The organism is Pseudoalteromonas sp. MMG012 (assembly GCF_018100875.1).
GTDB lineage: Bacteria > Pseudomonadota > Gammaproteobacteria > Enterobacterales > Alteromonadaceae > Pseudoalteromonas > Pseudoalteromonas aurantia.
The window spans coordinates 23,617-42,949 of record NZ_JAGJEF010000029.1 but is presented as its reverse complement, the minus strand read 5'-3'; the positions used below and the strand labels follow the sequence as shown (position 1 = coordinate 42,949).

The following is a 19,333-nucleotide window of genomic DNA, read 5'->3' as shown; positions in this document are numbered from 1 at the left end:
CAGTTTAGGCTCATCGGTTAGGTATCACTCTATCATTTTTTTAGCGACGATCTAGCCTATTAAGGTTAGACTTTGATCTGACAACTTATTTTAGGAGAAAAGTGACATGCCTGTAGATATGACAAAGCACATAGGCGCTTCGATAGTTCTGGCTTTGGGGGTTATTGTGAGTACGTGGCTGATCATCAATACCATTGCTGATATTAAAGCAATGGAAAGAACGGTTCAGGTTAAGGGGTTAGCCGAGCAGGAAGTGTCAGCGGATACCGTTATTTGGCCTGTATTTTACAAAGATGCAGACAATAATCTAGATGCATTAATGGCGCGTGTTGATGAGAAAAACTCGGCGATTCGCGCATTTCTAGTGCTGCAAGGTTTTGATGATGAAGAGATTAGTGTGTCTGCTCCTTCTATTGTTGATAAATATGCACAAGAATATAACCAGAGTGAACGTGGTTTTCGCTATGTCGCGAAAGCAGGCATGACCGTATTTAGTCATTCGCCAGATAAGGTAAAAACAACATTTTCTCAGCTAAGTCAGCTCGCAAAGCAGGGCATTGCTATTACCCAGGATGATTATCAAAATAGGGTAGAGTATATGTTTACCCAGCTCAATGATATTAAACCTGAGATGGTGCAGTTGGCGACACAAAAAGCGAGAGAAGTTGCGTTGAAGTTTGCGAAAGACTCAGACTCTCAACTAGGAAAAATTAAATCGGCTCGACAGGGGCAGTTTAGTATTCGTGATAGAGACAGTAATACACCACATATTAAATTGGTACGGGTTGTAACAAGTGTTGAGTATTACTTGGCGGATTAGTCATTTTTTTTGGGGGGGGACCTTGAGTTTCCACCTAGCCAGTATTTGTTGATAAAGCCCTTTCTTTTTTATGCTTTGCAGTGCTATGGCGAGGCGTTGGCAGATATTATTGGGTATTTGCTTATTGGCTACCAAATGTAAAGCGGAAGGGAAGTGGGTAATATGTAACTTTTTTTCGACTTTGAGGGCACTATACCCAGAATTTTTTAACTCTTTTTCAAGTGTAAGGGTATTTGTCATCACAAAATCAACTCTGCGCTTAAATAACACATGCCATAATTGTTGATAGTGACTGGCAAGAAGAAGATTTTTATCTTCTACAAAGCCTGCACTTTGTAAATATCGCGCACTAGAATACCCTCTAATTGTGCCGACCCTAAATTGTTGTGCATCATTAAGCGTAGAAACATGATGAGGGGAGCCTTTTAAACTAACCAGATAAGCATCAGCGAAATAAAGTTGTCCAAGCCAAGTAAATTGTGATGCGCGAGAGGAGGTTTTAAGTAAGGACATCATTAATGCTAAGGGGTTATTTTGTAACTCATGGTAAGCCCGTGCCATCGGCATAATTTCAAACTGCCCCTGTAATTGCGCTTCATGTAAGACGGCTTTAGTGATATCAACGAGCGCGCCAGCAGCATTACCATTTTTATCGGAAAAGTGGTAAGGAGGTAAATCTTCAGCAACAAATACGAGTGGTTGTGCATAGCCGTGCTTTACCCCGAGAAAAAGCAAGGAAATGAACATATAAAGAGTACTGCGCATACACCTACCTCCTCAATATTGATTTTTGATTGTAGGGAATTTAATCGTGAAGGGATAGAGGTAATTCTACTTTTAATTTAAAGTTCTTATTTATTAGTTGTTTACTTGTTTTTAATGCAAGTGTTATGGCTTTTTTTTAAGCCATTTATTCATTACTTTGTCGTATGCTTGAGTTATCTTGGTGTTGTTACAGGTATAAGGTAAACTTTGTCATTGCGTGGTTAACCCTGAGTCTGCAACGCGATTGTTAACGTCACCAGTAAATACTTTATAGCACGTATTATTATGCTGGTATTCAGTAAACGTGTGGTTCATTGCGATGACTTTTGGTTGTTTATTTAGCGTATTTAGGGTGTGTGCGATGATGCGTTTATTTTTTCGGTTGTGTGGACTCGAAGAAAGAGGAGTCGTATGCGCCAGACCTTGAGCTTTAACGTGTTGTAGAAATTTACGTGGATTAATATCAAATTTTGTTGTTGGCATCTTTGTGGTTTTTGGGGAATGAGGCTGGGAGTCTGATACTGGCTTGAGCGATGTCGGTATAGGACGTGTTTTATTCGGATCTGGTGTGAGGCTTTTTTTGATTGGCACTAACGGTTCTAAGTTAAGCTTTTTTTGATAAAGTCTATTGTTAGTCTCTATAACTAAATAAGTTTTTAGCACCGGGGTTATCGAATGGGGAATCGTAATGTGGTTTTGTGAATTGAATAAGTATAAAACGGCAATGTGTAATACAGCAGAGTAAAGCACTGTTTTTATAGTAAGTTGCACGTAGAAACCCCAATATCAAAAGTGACGTTATGACAAATAGGTGTCTAGAAAGTTCCTTTTAGACAAAGGGCTTTACTCATAACCTACACCATTCATAGTTGTGAACCTTGAATAAACAGCCTTTGTTATGGTCGATAAAGTATCGATGCTGAATTTCTATGTTAAGGCGTTAACCACTATTTGCTATGGCTGCTTGTCATATAGTGATCTTTGATTTGCTCAAGTAGAGAGATTTCCCTAATGAGTGATAGGCCTTGCTTTTGACTGTTTGCGAGGGTTTTTTTGTTGTGCTCGATTGCCGTATTTATATCAACCCACATTGGAGACATACCGTTAGCGGTTTCATAGTCTTCCATTTTCGGTGTATCAAAGTGACCGCAAATAGCACATATGTAGCAATCTGAAACAATGTGAATCACATCAAAGTCGTTTTTGTACCAGGGTCGATACTCTTCATATCTGCCAAAAGCTTCAATCTGGGTTATTTGTCTCACTCCCGTTTCTTCTTGTAACTCCCTAAGTAGCGCGTCTTGGATAGATTCACCAGAGTCAACGCCACCACCAGGCAGGGTGTAGTCGTCATATCTAGCCGTATACAAGAGTAATATTTTATCACCATCGAGCACGATAGCCCGCGTTGTTTGGCGGGTAAATTGGGTCCCCAGCAGAGGTTTTACGGGGGTTGAGTTTAAACTACGCATAAAAAACAAGGGCCGATGATCACAAAGCCCGTAATTATACGTAAAATGATGCCAGATACAAAACCAAGGAAAAAAAGAATGTGGTGTTTTTTCCTTGGTCGGGACGTGTAGCGGTTTAAAACGGTGCTGGGTATTGTTTAAATACTTGCGTTATCTCTTCGAGTACTTCACTCGCCAGTGATTGCTCGAACGCGTTTAAGTTTTCCTTGAGTTGTGACATGTTGGTTGCACCGATAATAGTCGATGTGACACCATCGACTTGGTTGCACCATGCCAGCGCCAATTGAGCCGGCGTTAATCCATGGCTTTTCGCGATATCGACATAAAGTTTCGTCGCTTGGTTACTATATTCAGTATCTCTAAATAGCCCTTGCCGTTGCATCAAAGTCCATCGACTACCAGCAGGGCGAGCACCATCGATGTATTTCCCTGTCAGCATGCCGGCTGCTAAAGGTGACCATGGTAAATAGGCGATATCTTCGTGAACACAGTTTTCAATGAGATACGGCCAGTCTTTAGCATGTAATAAGCTAAATTCATTCTGAATAGATACTGGCGCAGGCAAGCTGTGTTCACGTGCAAGTCTAAGGTATGTATTTATGCCCCATGTTGTGTCATCGGATAGACCCCAGTGCCTAATTTTTCCGGCTTCAATACAGTGTGCAAGCCCTTGTAAAATATCCAGCATATCGGCAGTTTCTTGCTCAGAATTCACGTTTGAAAAGTTGATTTCACCAGGTTGGTGTTTGGCGAAGTGGGGTGTACTGCGGTTGGGCCAATGTAGTTGGTACACATCAATGTAGTCTGTATTCAAGCGCGCTAATGAATCATCAACGGCTTCGATAATAGACTGGCCAGAGATAGGTGCGCCATTTCTAACCCAACTGAGCCCTGGGCCTGCGATTTTAGTGGCGATGATGAGTTGGTCACGCTTCTCTTTGTGGCGAGTTAACCAGTTACCAATAATCGCTTCTGTTTTACCATAAGTTTGCGGTGATGGGGGGACAGCATACATCTCAGCAGTATCAATAAAGTTTACGCCTCTGCTTAATGCATAATTAATTTGTTCATCGGCGTCATGTTGATTATTTTGTAAACCCCAAGTCATGCTGCCTAAACAGATGCGAGAGACATTAAGTTGGCTGCGGCCTAAACGACTAAATTGCATGCTAACTCCTTGTTGTTATTGAAGTGACTGTGATAAGTCTGAAGAGTTAACATTGTAGTGTAAATAAGGGAATAGGAAAAGTTGCATAAATAGGAAATTTAGGGTCATAATAACTGTATATAAATACAGTTTAGTTTGTGATGCGTAAATTTATACACATTGATATGGATTGCTTTTATGCTGCGGTGGAAATGCGAGACAACCCTGAGCTGGCAAATGTGCCTATGGCTATTGGTGGAAATAGTCACCGAGGTGTCTTGTCAACGGCAAATTACTTAGCAAGAGAGTTTGGTGTTCGTTCTGCTATGTCTAACTATCAGGCTAAGAAACTCTGTCCAAACTTAGTCATTGTTCCGGGGCGAATGCCTGTTTATAAAGAGGCTTCGGTGCAAATTAGAGCGGTGTTTTCAAAATATACAAATTTGATAGAACCGCTGTCGTTAGATGAAGCATATTTAGATGTGACTGACAGTCGGCACTGCGCTGGCAGTGCGACGTTAATTGCTGAAAAAATTCGTGCAGATATTTTTGATGCAACCGGATTAACGGCTTCTGCTGGTGTTGCCCCAATTAAGTTTTTAGCCAAAATAGCCAGTGATGAAAATAAACCCAATGGACAGTTTGTGATCACCCCATCAGAGGTGGGCGATTTCATTGATACACTCGCGCTTAAAAAAATACCTGGTGTTGGTAAGGTGACGCAACAAAAGCTACAAGCGATGGGGTTGGCGTACGGAAAAGACATCAAAGCGTGTGAAGAGCATTTTTTAACTCAGCGCTTTGGCAAGTTTGGTGGCGTGTTATGGCGTCGATGTCAGGGGATTGATGAGCGTGGTGTCGAGACCCATAGAGTAAGAAAATCAGTAGGAGTAGAAACCACATTTAGTGAAGATACGAGTGAGTTTGAAATACTAAAAGCACGTTTAGTCAATGATTTATTACCAGAGCTCAATCGTCGAGCTGTCAAGCATATTCAAGAGCGGGGTATTGCTAAGTTAGGAGTGAAAGTTAAGTTTTTCGATTTTCAACAAGTCAGCAAAGAGTGTCAATTCGATGTGTTAGATGCCAATGTGTTGTGCAACTTATTGAATGAGTTATTGGCGCGTTATCGACACAAACCCGTCCGGCTTATCGGTATTCAGATTGGGTTATTAGATTCAAAGCACAGCCAACCTCAACTCGGTTTATTTGATTTAGACTAAAAGATAAGTGCTGTGGGCTGTATTTATGATAACGTAAAGTTAACAAAAAATAATAATTAACGGGAGCCCACTATGCAATCGATTATGATTGTACTGTTTGGTATTGCTGGAATGATATTTGGATGGTTTGTGTATTCGAAGTTCATTGCTGAAAAAATATTTAAAATGGATGATGGCTTTGTCACTCCAGCCCATGAGTTGAACGATGGTGTTGATTATGTGCCAACCAACAAAGTTGTTTTATGGGGGCATCATTTTACGTCTGTGGCAGGAGCAGCACCTATCGTAGGGCCTGCGATAGCGGTGTATTGGGGGTGGGTACCCGCGGTCTTATGGGTTGTTTTAGGCACAATTTTCTTTGCTGGCGTGCATGATATGGGCGCTTTATGGGCAAGTACGCGCCATAAAGGCAAATCAATGGGCGCACTCTCAGAAACGGTTATTGGTAAACGCACGCGCGCATTATTTATGATCGTCGTATTCTTAGTGCTACTGATGGTAAATGCGGTATTTGGTGTGGTGATCGCGAATTCATTTGTCGCGAACCCAACTGCAGTATTACCTGCTTGGTCTGCCATTATTGTAGCTTTAGTGATTGGCCAATTGTTGAAGCGAAAAGTCCCCTTAGTCCCTTTATGTATAGTCGGTGTGGCTATTTTATATGCAACAATTTACATGGGGTCAGGTGCGCCAATTTCGTTGCCAAGTGAGTTGCTCGGACTGACAGACAAAGCCAGCTGGATTGTGATCTTATTTATTTATGCCGCAGTGGCGTCCTTACTACCTGTATGGATGTTATTGCAACCGAGAGACTTTATTAATGGTATGCAACTCTTGGTTGGTTTAGTGCTCTTGTACGGAGCGGTGTTTGTGGTGATGCCTGATATCACGGCGCCGGCGTTTAATACGCAAACCGTTGTTGATACGCCAAGTATCATTCCTTTGTTATTTGTCACGATTGCCTGTGGTGCTGTATCAGGCTTTCACGGCATTGTTTCTTCTGGCACCAGTTCAAAGCAATTAAACAAAGAGTCCGATGGCCGGTTTGTTGGGTATTTGGGCGCCGTAGGTGAAGGGTGTTTGGCTTTGATCACATTGGTTGCTGTGAGTGGCGTTATGCTTGCTGTATCACCTGAAGAGTGGCATGAAATATATAGTCATTTGGGCGCTGGGAGTGTATCTGCATTTATTACTGGAGGGTCGAATTTAATCAGTAATGGATGGGGGATTTCAGCTGAAATAGCAGCGACTTTACTCGCTGTGATGGTGGTTTTGTTTGCTGGAACGACGATGGATTCAGGGGTGAGATTGCAGCGTTACATTATCCAAGAGTGGGGGGATATTTATCAGCTGACATTGCTCAAAAATGGTGTAATCGCGACATTTATCGCCGTCGCATGTTGTTTGTTACTCGCTTTTGGTGCTGGTGGGGCGTCAGGTAGCGGTGGGATGATCATTTGGCCATTATTCGGCTCAACCAATCAAATATTAGCCAGCTTAACGTTATTGGTGATTTCTGTGTATTTAATTAAGCTGGGTCGTCCTGCAAAATTTACTTTGATCCCAATGAGCTTTGTGCTGGTGATGGCTTTTTTTGCTGGGTTAATTAAGCTTGTTGAATATTATGAGCAAGGAAATTGGTTATTGGTGAGTTTAGATATTGTCGTACTCGTTGTGAGCGTGTTAGTGATGTTAGAAGCTTGGTCAGTAATCACTCGGCTTAGGAAAGATAACGCTACGCATAAGCAAACTCAGTGATACAAATGCAATTTGAGGTTTATCGCACAAACTGGTAAACCCCCACTCAATAGCTGATAATTGGGCCCTTAAGTTACTCTTTAAGGGCCCTTTTTATGTCTTTTCCTCTCGCGTTACCCTGTCATGATTTTTTAACTCAAGATGCAGATGCAGTGATTGTAATCGCAGCCAATGTGCATGATCTTGGTCATACTCAATTGAATGCCACTTTGGCCCCCTACTTGGCGGTCGATCAACGTATCGCCAGTAAAGCAACGTTGGTGCTTGCCAATGACTTGCCTGGCAAACGTTTGATTGTGTCGCCTACTGGACCATTGCACCGCGATTATGATGATGTACGCCGCGTATTTGATGCAGCTAAATCGGCGATTACAGAAGCAAAAGCAGCCGGTGTGACAAACCCTGCACTGATGGTTGTAGGATTACCTGCTGATGAGCGCTACAAAAACGCATTAGAAGTGGCTTTTTTAGGCACTTGTCAAGCATTGTGGCAACCGCTTGAAGCACGTGAATATCGTGGTGAGAGTATTGAGCCTATTACTGTAATACATATGGTCGGGGCGACTGAAATGCAGACGAAGCAATTAAATGCGATTGCTGCAGGTCAATATGCTGCCAGAGATTTATGTGGCACAGAGCCTGAAAGAATGGCACCGCCACGTTTTGCTGATTACTGTGAAGCATTATTTGTGAACACCTCTGTGGCCGTTGAAGTGATATCAGATATTGGTAAAATTGAAAATGACTACCCCATGCTGGGTATGGTAGCGCGTGCATCTTATGCTGTTGAACGTCATCACCCTCGTGTTGTTAAGTTGGAGTATACGCCGACAGATGAAGTAACCCGTACTCTAATGTTTGTTGGTAAAGGCTTGGTATACGATACTGGTGGTGCTGATTTGAAAGTGGGTGGTTTTATGGCTGGTATGAGCCGAGACAAAGGCGGGGCAGCATCTGTAGCTGGTTTTATGAAAGCCGTTGCTGAATATCAACCTAAAGGTGTCAAAGTTATTGCTTACTTAGCCGTTGTACGTAACTCAATTGGCTCAGATTGTTTTGTACCAGATGAAATTGTAACATGCCGGGAAGGTCTTAATGTTCGGATAGGTAATACTGATGCTGAAGGACGTTTAGCCATGGGCGACTTACTGAGTGAAATGAAGGATTTGGCTAAATCTCAAGTTAACCCTGAACTATTTACAGTGGCGACACTGACGGGGCATGCAGCACGCGCAGTGGGTCCATATAGTGCTTATGTTGAAAACGGGCCGGCACGTACAGCAAAAATATCTCGTCAATTGGCTGATATGGGAGATTTGTGGGCTGATGGTGCAGAGCTATCGCGTAGTCGTCGTGAAGATTATGACTTTATAAAACCACGCACTTTGGCTGATGACGTTATTTCAAGTAATAATGCGCCATCCGCTATCACAGCGAGGGGCCATCAATTTCCCATGGCATTTTTAGCGTTAGTAGGTGGGCTAGATAAACACGGCTGTGATGCACAGCAGCCTATTCCATATGTTCATATGGACATTGCAGGAAGTGGTGTTGAAGGGGGCGATTGGCAGCATGGAAAACCAACTGCTGCAACGGTATCTAGCCTATTTGCACGCTATTGTTTGTAGCTGTTGAGTGGTGAACAGGTCTGGACTTCGTCAGTAGTTAGTTCAATCACTCCAAATTACACTAGGCAGCGAATATCATTATTTGTTGCCTAGTTGTAATGTACATTGGGATAAGTTAAATCTTAAATCGCTGCACGATGTCATCCAAATGATGACTGGATTGTTTTAGATCAAGGCTGGCATCCGTTAGGGAATGAGTTGTGTCTAGAGACTGGTGGGTAGCGTTAGATAAATCGGTAATACGTAAACTGACCTCTTGCGCAACACTGTTTTGTTCTTGAGTTGCTCTTGCAATATCGCTATTCATTTTACTTATCACTTTGATTAACCGTCCAATTTCATCTAGGGATTGGTTAGTGCCGCAGGCTTGTTTTACTGTACTGGTTGATATTTCTTGGCATAACTGCACGGCCCTCACCGTTTCTTGGGCATTTTTTTGCAACTTTTCAATCATTTTTTGGATTTCGTCAGTGCTTTGCCCTGTGCGACTTGCTAGGGTGCGCACTTCATCGGCTACGACCGCAAACCCTCGGCCTTGCTCTCCGGCTCTGGCTGCTTCAATTGCCGCATTAAGAGCAAGTAAATTTGTTTGCTCTGAAATACCACGAATGACATCCAGTACAGAGCCGATGTTATTACTCTCGGTTGCTAAAATTGCAGATACTTTACTTACTCTTTGGATATGGGTTGACAGAGTTTGAATGGCAGTAATGGTATTTGCAACAACTTGCTTATCCTGTTCACTATTTAGTAGTGCATCAGCGGCTGCGACTTCAGCAGCACGAGCATTTTCATTGACTGCCGTTATTTGTGTACTCATTTGTTCAACGGCAGTAGCAACCTGCTGACTATTGTCATTTTGTAGTTCTATGTGGGTTAAGTTTATGGCGCCTGCTTCATTTACTTGGTTAGCAAAGAGGCCCAAATGTGCAGCACTCTCAGCGACTTGAGAAATGGACTGACGCATTTTTTCAGTATATAAATTGAAGTACCGTGAAAGCCGAGAAATTTCGTCGTTGCCTTGCTCGTTCAGCTGTTGGGTTAAGTCTCCTTGGCCTTGAGAGATATCTTTCATCATGTTTGTTGTCAGACGAATTGGATTTAAAATACTGTTACTAATAATGGTGCAAAGGATGGCTAAAACAATAACGATGATAATAACATCTAAGATCATACGCCAGCGAAGCTCTGAAAATTCGTCATCAATGGTATCTAAATAGACCCCAGAACCGACTACCCATTGCCATGGGAGAAACCCTTTAACAAATGATATTTTATCTACCGGAGTTTGTGCGCCAGGTTTAGGCCATTTGTAAGGCACAAATCCTTCCCCGTGACTGACAACCTTGTCCACCATCTCTACAAATAAAGAGGTCCCGTCAGGGTCTTTGCTATTCGTTAAATTTTTTCCATTGAGCTGTGGTTTCAGTGGGTGCATAATCATCGTTGGGGTGAAATCATTGACCCAAAAGTAGTTATTACTGTCATATGTAAGCCCTTTGATTGCGGTTAACGCAGCATGTTTAGCGGCAGCTTCTGTTAAGAGGCCTGTTACTTGTCGTTGGTGATAAACAGAGAGTAAGCTGTGTGCAGTTTCGACCAAATTTTTGGTTTTTTCATATTGTTGTTTTTTTAGAGTGGCGTACTGCTGAGTTAAATTTGTCAAACTTAGAATAATTAGTCCTAATATGACTACCATGAGTAACATCATAAGGCGTTGAAAAATCGTAAATCGTCTTAAAATCTGCATATCAATCTCCTTGCTAAAAATACACAGTCCTGTGCATAAAGATAACGGGCGAGGTTTTAAGATAAAGAAATAAAGAGAGTCTGTCAGTACATTTTTAAGATGTTTTTATCTTTAAAAGCAAAGAGTTATTTGTTTTTTTAACAAGGAATACAATTAGATTTTGGTCTAAGAAAAAGCCCACAAATATGGGCTTTTTGGCTAAATTTACATGTTGAAGTGACGGTTAAAAAAGTTTGTGATCGTTTGATGTAAATGGGTTTGCACTTTCTTACCGCGTAAGCTGTGCTTTGAACCTGGGTATGTCATCATCTCGAATGGTTTTGCATTGTCTTGAAGCTGTTTAAAGAGTTTAGTTGCATGAGTAAATAACACGTTGTCATCAGCCATACCATGATAAATCATCAATGGACCATTTAAATTATCAGCAAAAGGGAAGACAGCACTTTGTGCATAGCCTGTTGCGTTACTTTGCGGGTGCCCTAGGTAGCGCTCAGTGTAATGGGTGTCATATAAAGCCCAATCAGTTACAGGGGCACCTGAAACACCTGCTTGGAAATAATCACCAGCTTTAAACATAGCCATAAGTGCCATATACCCACCGTAACTGTGACCGTAAATACCAATTCTTGTCGGGTCAACGTAATCAAGCGAGCGCAAGAACTCAACACCTTTGATTTGGTCATCTACTTCGACAACACCTAACTTTTTATATATTGGCGCTTCAAAGGCTGTCCCACGGTTATATGAACCACGGTTATCTAATTGGAAAATCACATACCCTTGTTGTGCCATGTATTGAAAGTAAAGGTTTTTACTACGCCAACTGTTGGTAACCCGCTGTGCGTGTGGTCCACCGTATACATTGACCATAACAGGGTGCTTTTTACCTTTTTCCATATTTGTAGGTTTGAAAATACGGTAATGCAATGTTTGTCCGTCTTCGGCTTTAATGGTGCCATACTCAGGTTCCGCCAACTTACTCAAATAAGGTGTAAGTGGGTGAGTACTGTCTAACTTGTTTTGCTCCAGCCAAGTAATGAACTCTCCATTTACCTTACGTAGCGCGACAGAGTTGGGTTTGTTAACTGAGGAGCTATTATCAATAAATGTTTTAGCATCTTTGGCGACAACGATTTTATGATAGCTGCCCGTTTGTGTGATGCGTTTGGTATTGCCTGATGTGAATATAGGGGCGCTATATAAATGTTGTTCTAGAGGTGTATCTGCACGACCAGCAAAATAGATGACCCCTTTAGTCTCATCAATACCTTTTATACTATCGACAATCCACTCCCCTTTGGTGATTTGGCGAATGAGTTGGCCATTGGTTCGATAGAGGTATAAATGTTTATATCCATCACGTTCAGAGGCCCACACAAAGTGTTTTTTGTCGGCTAGGAAGCGTAAGTCAAAGTGTAAGTTAACCCAAGTATCACTTTGCTCTGTTAGCGCAACCGTTTGCTGTTTTGTTTTGGTATTATAAAAGCGCAGCTCTAATGCTTGTTGAGAGCGATTTTGCCATTGATATGACAGTGTTTTATCATCTTTAAGCCATTTAGCGCGGGCAATGTAAATATCTTCATTTTTGCCTAAGTCAATCCAGTCAACCTGTTGGTTATTCAGCTTAACAACACCTAGGGCTATTTTGACATTACTTGTACCTGTGAATGGGTAACGCTGATTGAATAGTTTAACTTCATCGGCATATATTTCGTTACGAATTGCTTCTTCTACAGGGCTTTCATCGATACGAGTAAAGGCGACTTTTTTCTCATCACCTGACCACCAGTACCCGGTCATGCGACTCATTTCTTCTTGCGCAACAAATTCAGCCATGCCATTTTTGATGACGCCGCCGCCATCCGTGCTGAGCGCGATTTCTTTGCCACTGGCAAGTTCAAGTGCGTATAAATTTTGCTCACGAATAAATGAGACATAGTTGCCTTTCGGAGAGAAGCGAGCATCGGTTTCAAAAGCAGGTGTATTTGTTAGTTTCTTACTTTTTCCAGAGTCTATTTGATAATGGTATAGGTCGCCATTTAAAGGAAACAATAAGGCTTTTCCATCGTTTGACCATTTGTATTCGAGAATACCGCGACCAAAAACCCGTTGTCGTTCACGACGGGCTTTTTCTTCGTCAGATAAAGTTTCAGGCCCAGAAAACAGCGCAGCTGAGTCAACTAATAATCGGTTAGAGTTGTCTTTTAGGTTGTACTCCCAAAGGTCGTAACGGTTATAGTCGTTTGTTTTACCTTGTAAATACGTGACACGTTTGCCACCAGGAGAAAATTTGAGTTTAACAGGGGCTTTGCCTGCTAAGTTTGGGTCATCAAAAATACGTTCAAGGGAGAGGGGTTTTGCTGCAATGGTTGCACTGCACAATATAAGTGGCAGACATAACGCTAAAGACGAAAGAGTAACTCGCACAAGAGGGCCTTATCAAAGTGATTTGTTGGTTGGATGTTATAGGCAAGCATAGGCAATGGCAACAAATTGGGATAGAGTTCACATAATAATAAGTGTAAGTGGAGGTAATTATGACATTTGAGCTCGCCCCAGAATTAAAGCGTGATTGTATCGAGTTAGTTGATTGGCAGTTATGCAAAGTACTATTGTTGAACGATAGCCAGTACCCGTGGTTTATTTTAGTACCAAGAGTTGATAATTTAAAAGAGATCATTGATTTAAGTCAATCTCAACAGAGCCTTTTTTGGTCCGAATCAGCGAAGCTTAGTGAGTTATTACGAGAAGTATTTAATCCAGATAAGTTAAATATTGCAGCTTTAGGTAATATGGTGCCGCAATTACATGTGCATCACATTGCGCGGTTTACAAATGATATTGCATGGCCGAATCCAGTTTGGGGCTTACATCCAGCAGTGCCTTATTCAAATGAGCAACTTATATCACTAAAAAAGGCGCTAGCGTTGTAGCGCCCATTATGGTGTTAAATTTAAAGTACCGTATTACAAACCGAGTACTTTTTTACCTTGCGTAAATGTGACATCAACTGGAATGTTGGCTGCAGACAATTTTGCTAAATCTGCTTTCAACTCTGCTTTAATGCTTCCATGTGTCGCAATAAGTTGGCTTACTTTTTCGTAGTCACCATCACCTTGTAGAGTAAGAATTAACTGCGATAAGTTTTTCATTGCAGTCGCCATTTTCTTCATATTTACTTTGTAAAGACCTTGTGCATTTTTAGAGAATGCCCCTTGCTCTTTGAAGAAATTAAAGCGGATCATGTTGGCTTTGCCATGGGCACTTGATGCGCCAAAACGTACAGAGCGGAAGATCCCAGCCATAAATGTGGTGTAGTAGTCTTCCAATGTTCCCTCTGTTATCTCACCTTTTTTAAGTAACTGCTCGACCATGTATAAACCAAGAATGTCAGCTTTCCCTTCTTCCAATGCACTTGCATGCTCTTGTAATGATTGACGAACGGTACCTTTATCAGTAATGGTATTTTTAATTCCCAGTCCATGTGCGACTTCATGAAACATGGTATTGGCAAAAAAGGCGTCGAATGTAATATGTTTACGTTGCTCGGGCACAATTAATTGTTCAGAAATTGGAAGCATGATTTTATCAAACTTCGCGCGCATTGCATTTTTTAATTGCAAACGGCGAGTGCCTTTTTCTAATTGAACTTGCTCATCATTAGGTAAATTAATTGCAATTGTTTTACTGCCGGCGTTGGAGTGACCAGCATAATAAATAACATCATATGCGTTTAGGTCAGCATCAGAACCAGGTACTTCTTGTTTGTATTTTTTATCGACAGGCAAACCAGTCTGTAGCTCTGGTAAAAATGCGGCAAATTTAGCGAGACGTTCACTCCATGCCAAATCTTTTACAAGTACATAAGACTCAAATCCTGCACGATATCCGAAAAGCTGGTCTTCATAGGTTTCAATAGGGCCGATAACGATATCAATGAGGTTATTTTTCATATCCATCCACGCGAAATCAGAGCGTTGGTAGCTATTATTTAATAATGCATCTGCACGCAGGTTGAGGTAATTGGCAAATTCTTTGTCAACGGCTAACTTACTGGCTTCTCGTAATAAAGACGCTGCCTTTGTTAGCTCGGTTTGAAATACTTCTGAATATGAAGTACTCGATAGGTTGCCTTGGTCATCACGTGTGATAATTGAATAAAGGCCTTGTTTGTCTTTAACCGATGAACTGTTTAATTCCTCTTTGGTAATGTTGTGAGGGTAAAATTCAGCGCCGGGTGTTTTAGGGTCAAAGCCAGATAAAAACACTTTATCACCATTGAGCCTATCCCATGGCCCATAATTGATCTCGGCAAATTGACGTACTTTTTCATCCGCTATGTTACCTAAGAATTGTGTTTTATCCATTCCAAAGCTTTGCTTCCAGAATAGGTCATCCATCAATTTAGAGGCATCGATTAATTTGCTGAGCATTTTCTTTTGATTATCAGTCAAATGCGATAAATCACTGGTTAGTGTTACGTCTGTATAAATATCAAGGCGCGACTGCTTGGTATTTATTAGGTTGTAGTCATTATTTTCTTTGGTGCTTGTTTGCGTGTTATTTATTGTTTCTGGTTCTGAGCATGCACTGAGTGTTAACGCACTGGCGATAAGCAGTGCATGGCTAATTTTAGAAAGCTTCATGGGTAACTCTTTTGTTGTTATCTGTTTGGCTATCTACCATACCCGAATGTTTTATGGATTTCTGCCTTTGTACGTTGTAGTGGCAGTAAATATTAGTCATACGCGAATTAGTAAGAATATTTTTTATACTTTTCTTAACTTTATGGTTAACTTAGTCAATACTAAAGGGTATAAAAATAAGCGTGCTTTATTGTGCACACCAGAAAATTTCTACCCAAGGGATATAGCTTATGTCGACAGAAAATGCCTTACTGACCATTCTTATTGATAGGATAAATAACGATACACTTGTTTTGCCCACTTTACCTGAAATTGCTGTAAAAGTAAGACAAGCAGCAGATGATCCTGAAGTAAACTTAGCACAGATGGCAGAGGTTATTTCTCAAGATCCCGCTTTGTCAGCCCGCATGATTAAAGTTGCCAATAGTGCGTTTATGGGACGTTCAATTAAGGTGAATACACTTAACCAAGCTGTTACACGAATTGGGTTGCGACAAATCAAAAATATCGCCACAGCAATGGCGATGGAACAATTGTTTGTATCGAACAATAAGTTGATCAGAACGTATATGGATAAGGCATGGCAAAAAACGCTCAAAGTGGCATGCCAAGCTATTACGACTATGGATTTTTATCTTCGCGTAAATAAACATACCTCTCTAAATAAAGATACCATTACGTTAGCATCACTGGTGTTTAACATTGGCGTTTTGCCTATTTTAACAGAAGCGGAGCGTCATCCAGAAGTGTTCGCGAACCCGAGCTTTTTAGCTCATGCAATACAAAAGCTCGCGGGTAAAATTGGCGGAGCAATCATGAGGGAGTGGGGGTTTACCGATGACTTTGTTGAGGTTGCTGAAAGTTGGTCCAATCCAAACTACAAACCAGATCATGTTTGTTATGTCGACTTTATTCGTGTGGGTGCGATTATTGAAGGCATCTTACAAGTGTCTGATAAAGCTGCGGCGCTTAGCGCCTATGAAGCCAAGGGCGTAACGCGTACATTAGACATGTTTACGAGTGATGAATATTTATCGACGTTAGAAGATGTAAAAAGTATGTTTGCTTAACATCGCGCGTTTAAAAAGTAGTAAGGTGAAGCTCACCTTACTACTAACTAACCTCAGCTCTGGATAGGCGAATTTGCCCAATAAAGCTATTTTTCTCACTCTCGGCGTTGCTTTCATTTGTAATAGCCTGCTATTACTGTATAAAAGCGCCTTGATATTGAACAAAATATCATCATTGGATTGTACGTAAGTTTGTTTTCAAAATATTTTCTATTCCAAAACCCTTATCCAAACCTGAGGTTAACTAATGTTTATAAGTCTTCAGCTTCGCCTAAGCTTTGTGTTAACTCATCTATCAGCTCTTTGATTTCTTCACTTACCAGAATAAAATCGGCATCGAGCTTTACGAGCATATCTTCTTTTGGAATATCAGCATTTTGTTCTTTCAGTGCGTCAGCGTAACTTAAGCGCTTAATCGAGCCGTCATTTTGAAGCATAAACTTAACACGCTCACGCCAATCTAAGGCGAGCTTAGTGACACGTTTACCACTTTCTAAATGGTGCTTGATTTCATCAGTAGATAAATCATGTTGCTTTAATTTTACTTGCGCGCCATTGTCATCCGGTTCTTCTAATTCAGCATCGGTACCAATTGCAAACCCATCTGGTGTTTCAAATTTAGTTAACCAATTGGTCAAAAACACATCTAAGTCATAATTGGCAAAAGCAGGAACAACGGGCAATGTACCAAGTGATTTGCGTAGTAATGCCAATAACTCTTCCGCCTTGTTGAAGCTGGCGCTGTTGACGATAACCCAGCCGTTCTCTTGATCAATAAAAGCGAATTGTAAACTTGATTTCTTAAATGCTTGTGGCAATAAAGTCGCGAGAATATTTTCTTTTAACTCGTCTTTTTCTTTTTTCTTAACTGGGCGGTTCTCTTCGCGCTCGATAAGTTCAACTTTTTCTGCAACCATGTCATTAACAACAGCTGCAGGCAGCACTTTCTCTTCGCGTTTTGCGCAAACTAAAATGCTGTTTTTTGAAAAGTGTGACAGGCTATTACCATGTTTACCGAATGCTTTTGACCAGCCAAATGTACTCATGTCTTGGCTACCACAAGGGCGGAATACATCTTGCTCTAATGCTTGTTCAAAATCTTCTTGGTTGTATGAGATATCTTGTTTGAATCGATAACAGATCAGGTTACTAAACCACATAAAAACGGTATCCGTGCTAAATAGTGGTCGCTATGATAACAATAATTTTCAGACAAGGAAGTGTTAAAGCAACTTGAATACAACAAAGGTAAGAGATTGCTGTATTCAAGTAAACAGACTAACTAAACATCGCCAATGGTGCTTGCATGTTTTTAGGGAAACTGATTTGGTATACTAGACCTTTACCTTCTTCACTGGTTACTTCTATATCGCCATTAAGTGTTTGTTTTACCAAATTTAAGGTGATGTGAGTACCTAAGCCACTGCCGCCTTGATCTCTTTTAGTTGTGAAAAATGGGTCAAACAATTTCTCCAGTTGCACAGCACTGACACCGCGTCCATTGTCTCTATACAAAATACGTACATCATCGTTGTCATCTGTGATTTCTATATCTATGTTGCCTTTGTCAATTCCTTCAAACCCATGAATGAGTGAATTCATTATTAAATTGGTAAAAATTTGGCTAATCGCGCCAGCAGGCAAGTTCAGGGTTAAATCTTCGGGGCAAGAAATATGAATATCATGCTTGGTTTTTTTTATTTTAGGGTGTAAAGAACGAACAACTTCTGCCAAGTATTCTTTAAAGTTAATAGTACGAACGGCCTCACTGGCTTGGTCAACCGCAATTTGCTTAAAGCTTGCGACCAATTCAGAAGCTCTGTCTAAGTTGGTTGTTAACAAGCTGGTGCTTTGCTTGGCCTCATTAATAAACTCCTCAAGTGCTTTTGGAGATAAGGTTTTTGCCTCATAAGCGGCCTCCAGCTGATGTAACCGTTCCTGTAAAAATGATGTCGCGGTCACACCTATACCCACTGGGGTATTTATATCATGGGTTATCCCAGCTACAAGGCCACCGAGGGCTGCCATTTTCTCAGATCCAACCAAGCGCTCTTGTGCCATATTTAGCTCGTCGAGGTAACGTTCAAGTTCTTTTTGCTTAGTTAATAGCTCTTGTTCTGTTTGGCGACGTAGATCTATTTCTTCTGTAAGCGTTAACTTTTGCTTTTCTAGCTCATATTTTTGTTGTTGTAAGTCCATCATTGCTTGACTAAGGTTTGATGTTTTTCTTGCCACCTCTTGTTCCAATTGCAAGTTATGCTGATCAAGTTTTTCATTACTTATTAGTAACTCTTTTTGTGTTTGATCCAGCTTTTTTCGGTACTCAGCGACTTTATCAATTAATTTATTGAACGCTTCTTCCATGACTTTAAGTTCATTGCGTTCAGTTGTGCCAATATCTATGCGTTGTGCATCAATATTGTCTAATTCGAAGTCCTCAACTTGATCTGTCAGATCTGTTAAAGGCTCAGTAAGTAAACGCCTAAATGCGATCAAAAATAAAATAATAAGGAATGTCGTCTTGATCATTGCATTACCGATCAAGAAGTAAATGGAGATCATGATTCGGCTAAAGACGACTTCTCTACTAGAAAACAGGGTGACATCACCCACTTGTGTTGCGCGGCCGGAAAACTCAAAAATTAATGGAAATGTGTACCCAAATAACCCCGATGGGGTATCTTCTATAATGGCTTCTTCTTGTACTAGCTGCTGACTATACAACTCGTGAATGTCGAGCGAACGGCCCAATTGAGAAATAATCTCTCCACTGTCATCGCGGACAATGATCCCTTCAATCATCGGAATTGCAAGTAACCCTTCAGCAGTAGTAACTGTTTGTTTGGTATTAAGTTCCCATATGGCACGCGTTAAACTTCTACTGAATGTTTTTTGTAGCATCGTTAATTCATTACGAATATAGTCCTTCGTATTGACGTATTCAGCAACGACTTGGCCACAGGTCACAACAAAGGTCAACAGAAAGTAAACCGATAGCACATTCGTGAGCAGCTTTTTCGATAGGCTTTTTTGTAACATGAATGAACCTTGGCT

15 protein-coding genes are annotated in these 19,333 nt (G+C 41.0%); 6 read left to right on the top strand and 9 right to left on the bottom strand.

Annotated features, from left to right (window positions below; all coding sequences use genetic code 11):
- Window positions 1-106 precede the first annotated feature (106 nt).
- Window positions 107-820, top strand: coding sequence for an SIMPL domain-containing protein (locus tag J8L97_RS11700; RefSeq protein WP_211049882.1), 714 nt, complete (start codon window positions 107-109; stop codon window positions 818-820).
- Here the strand turns inward: J8L97_RS11700 and J8L97_RS11695 are convergent, their stop codons facing one another.
- The 4 genes from J8L97_RS11695 to J8L97_RS11680 form a co-directional block, all read right to left on the bottom strand.
- A complete protein-coding gene (locus J8L97_RS11695) occupies window positions 821-1,585 on the bottom strand; it encodes an ABC transporter substrate-binding protein (protein WP_211049880.1) in 765 nt (254 codons plus the stop codon).
- Between the two features lie 210 nt (window positions 1,586-1,795).
- Window positions 1,796-2,356, bottom strand: a complete 561-nt coding sequence (locus tag J8L97_RS11690; RefSeq protein ID WP_211049878.1) for a hypothetical protein — start codon at window positions 2,354-2,356, stop codon at window positions 1,796-1,798.
- 176 nt (window positions 2,357-2,532) lie between these two features.
- Window positions 2,533-3,057: an NUDIX hydrolase gene (locus J8L97_RS11685; protein ID WP_211049876.1), complete on the bottom strand. Its 525-nt coding sequence runs from the start codon at window positions 3,055-3,057 to the stop codon at window positions 2,533-2,535.
- A gap of 115 nt (window positions 3,058-3,172) precedes the next feature.
- Window positions 3,173-4,225: an aldo/keto reductase gene (locus tag J8L97_RS11680; RefSeq protein WP_210996033.1), complete on the bottom strand. Its 1,053-nt coding sequence runs from the start codon at window positions 4,223-4,225 to the stop codon at window positions 3,173-3,175.
- Window positions 4,226-4,365: 140 nt separating this feature from the next.
- On the opposite strand from J8L97_RS11680, the gene dinB reads away from it, so the two are divergent.
- The 3 genes from dinB to J8L97_RS11665 all read left to right on the top strand — a co-directional run bounded on the left by dinB (window position 4,366) and on the right by J8L97_RS11665 (window position 8,813).
- Window positions 4,366-5,427, top strand: a complete 1,062-nt coding sequence (gene dinB / locus J8L97_RS11675) for a DNA polymerase IV (RefSeq protein ID WP_210996034.1) — start codon at window positions 4,366-4,368, stop codon at window positions 5,425-5,427.
- 72 nt (window positions 5,428-5,499) lie between these two features.
- A complete protein-coding gene (locus J8L97_RS11670; protein ID WP_211049874.1) occupies window positions 5,500-7,185 on the top strand; it encodes a carbon starvation protein A in 1,686 nt (561 codons plus the stop codon).
- Between the two features lie 95 nt (window positions 7,186-7,280).
- Window positions 7,281-8,813, top strand: a complete 1,533-nt coding sequence (locus J8L97_RS11665; protein WP_211049872.1) for a leucyl aminopeptidase family protein — start codon at window positions 7,281-7,283, stop codon at window positions 8,811-8,813.
- A 115-nt stretch (window positions 8,814-8,928) separates the two neighbouring features.
- On the opposite strand, the gene J8L97_RS11660 is transcribed toward J8L97_RS11665, so the two are convergent.
- Both J8L97_RS11660 and J8L97_RS11655 read right to left on the bottom strand, forming a co-directional pair.
- Window positions 8,929-10,563 carry a methyl-accepting chemotaxis protein gene (locus J8L97_RS11660; RefSeq protein WP_211049871.1) on the bottom strand — a complete coding sequence of 545 codons (1,635 nt, stop codon included), beginning with the start codon at window positions 10,561-10,563 and terminating at the stop codon, window positions 8,929-8,931.
- A gap of 204 nt (window positions 10,564-10,767) precedes the next feature.
- Window positions 10,768-12,990: a S9 family peptidase gene (locus tag J8L97_RS11655; RefSeq protein ID WP_211049869.1), complete on the bottom strand. Its 2,223-nt coding sequence runs from the start codon at window positions 12,988-12,990 to the stop codon at window positions 10,768-10,770.
- 110 nt (window positions 12,991-13,100) lie between these two features.
- Between J8L97_RS11655 and J8L97_RS11650 the strand changes: the two genes are divergently transcribed.
- Window positions 13,101-13,496, top strand: coding sequence for an HIT domain-containing protein (locus J8L97_RS11650; RefSeq protein WP_192506643.1), 396 nt, complete (start codon window positions 13,101-13,103; stop codon window positions 13,494-13,496).
- Window positions 13,497-13,529: 33 nt separating this feature from the next.
- On the opposite strand, the gene J8L97_RS11645 is transcribed toward J8L97_RS11650, so the two are convergent.
- On the bottom strand, window positions 13,530-15,209 hold the full coding sequence (locus J8L97_RS11645) for a dipeptidyl-peptidase 3 family protein (RefSeq protein WP_211049867.1): 1,680 nt from the start codon (window positions 15,207-15,209) through the stop codon (window positions 13,530-13,532).
- Between the two features lie 230 nt (window positions 15,210-15,439).
- Here J8L97_RS11645 and J8L97_RS11640 point away from each other — a divergent pair, with 230 nt between their 5' ends.
- Entirely contained in the window at window positions 15,440-16,279 is an 840-nt protein-coding gene (locus J8L97_RS11640) for an HDOD domain-containing protein (RefSeq protein ID WP_192506645.1), read from the top strand.
- A gap of 251 nt (window positions 16,280-16,530) precedes the next feature.
- Here J8L97_RS11640 and rdgC read toward each other — a convergent pair whose 3' ends face one another.
- Window positions 16,531-17,439, bottom strand: a complete 909-nt coding sequence (rdgC, locus tag J8L97_RS11635; RefSeq protein ID WP_210996040.1) for a recombination-associated protein RdgC — start codon at window positions 17,437-17,439, stop codon at window positions 16,531-16,533.
- 118 nt (window positions 17,440-17,557) lie between these two features.
- A complete protein-coding gene (locus J8L97_RS11630; RefSeq protein WP_211049865.1) occupies window positions 17,558-19,318 on the bottom strand; it encodes a sensor histidine kinase in 1,761 nt (586 codons plus the stop codon).
- Between the last annotated feature and the right edge of the window lie 15 nt (window positions 19,319-19,333).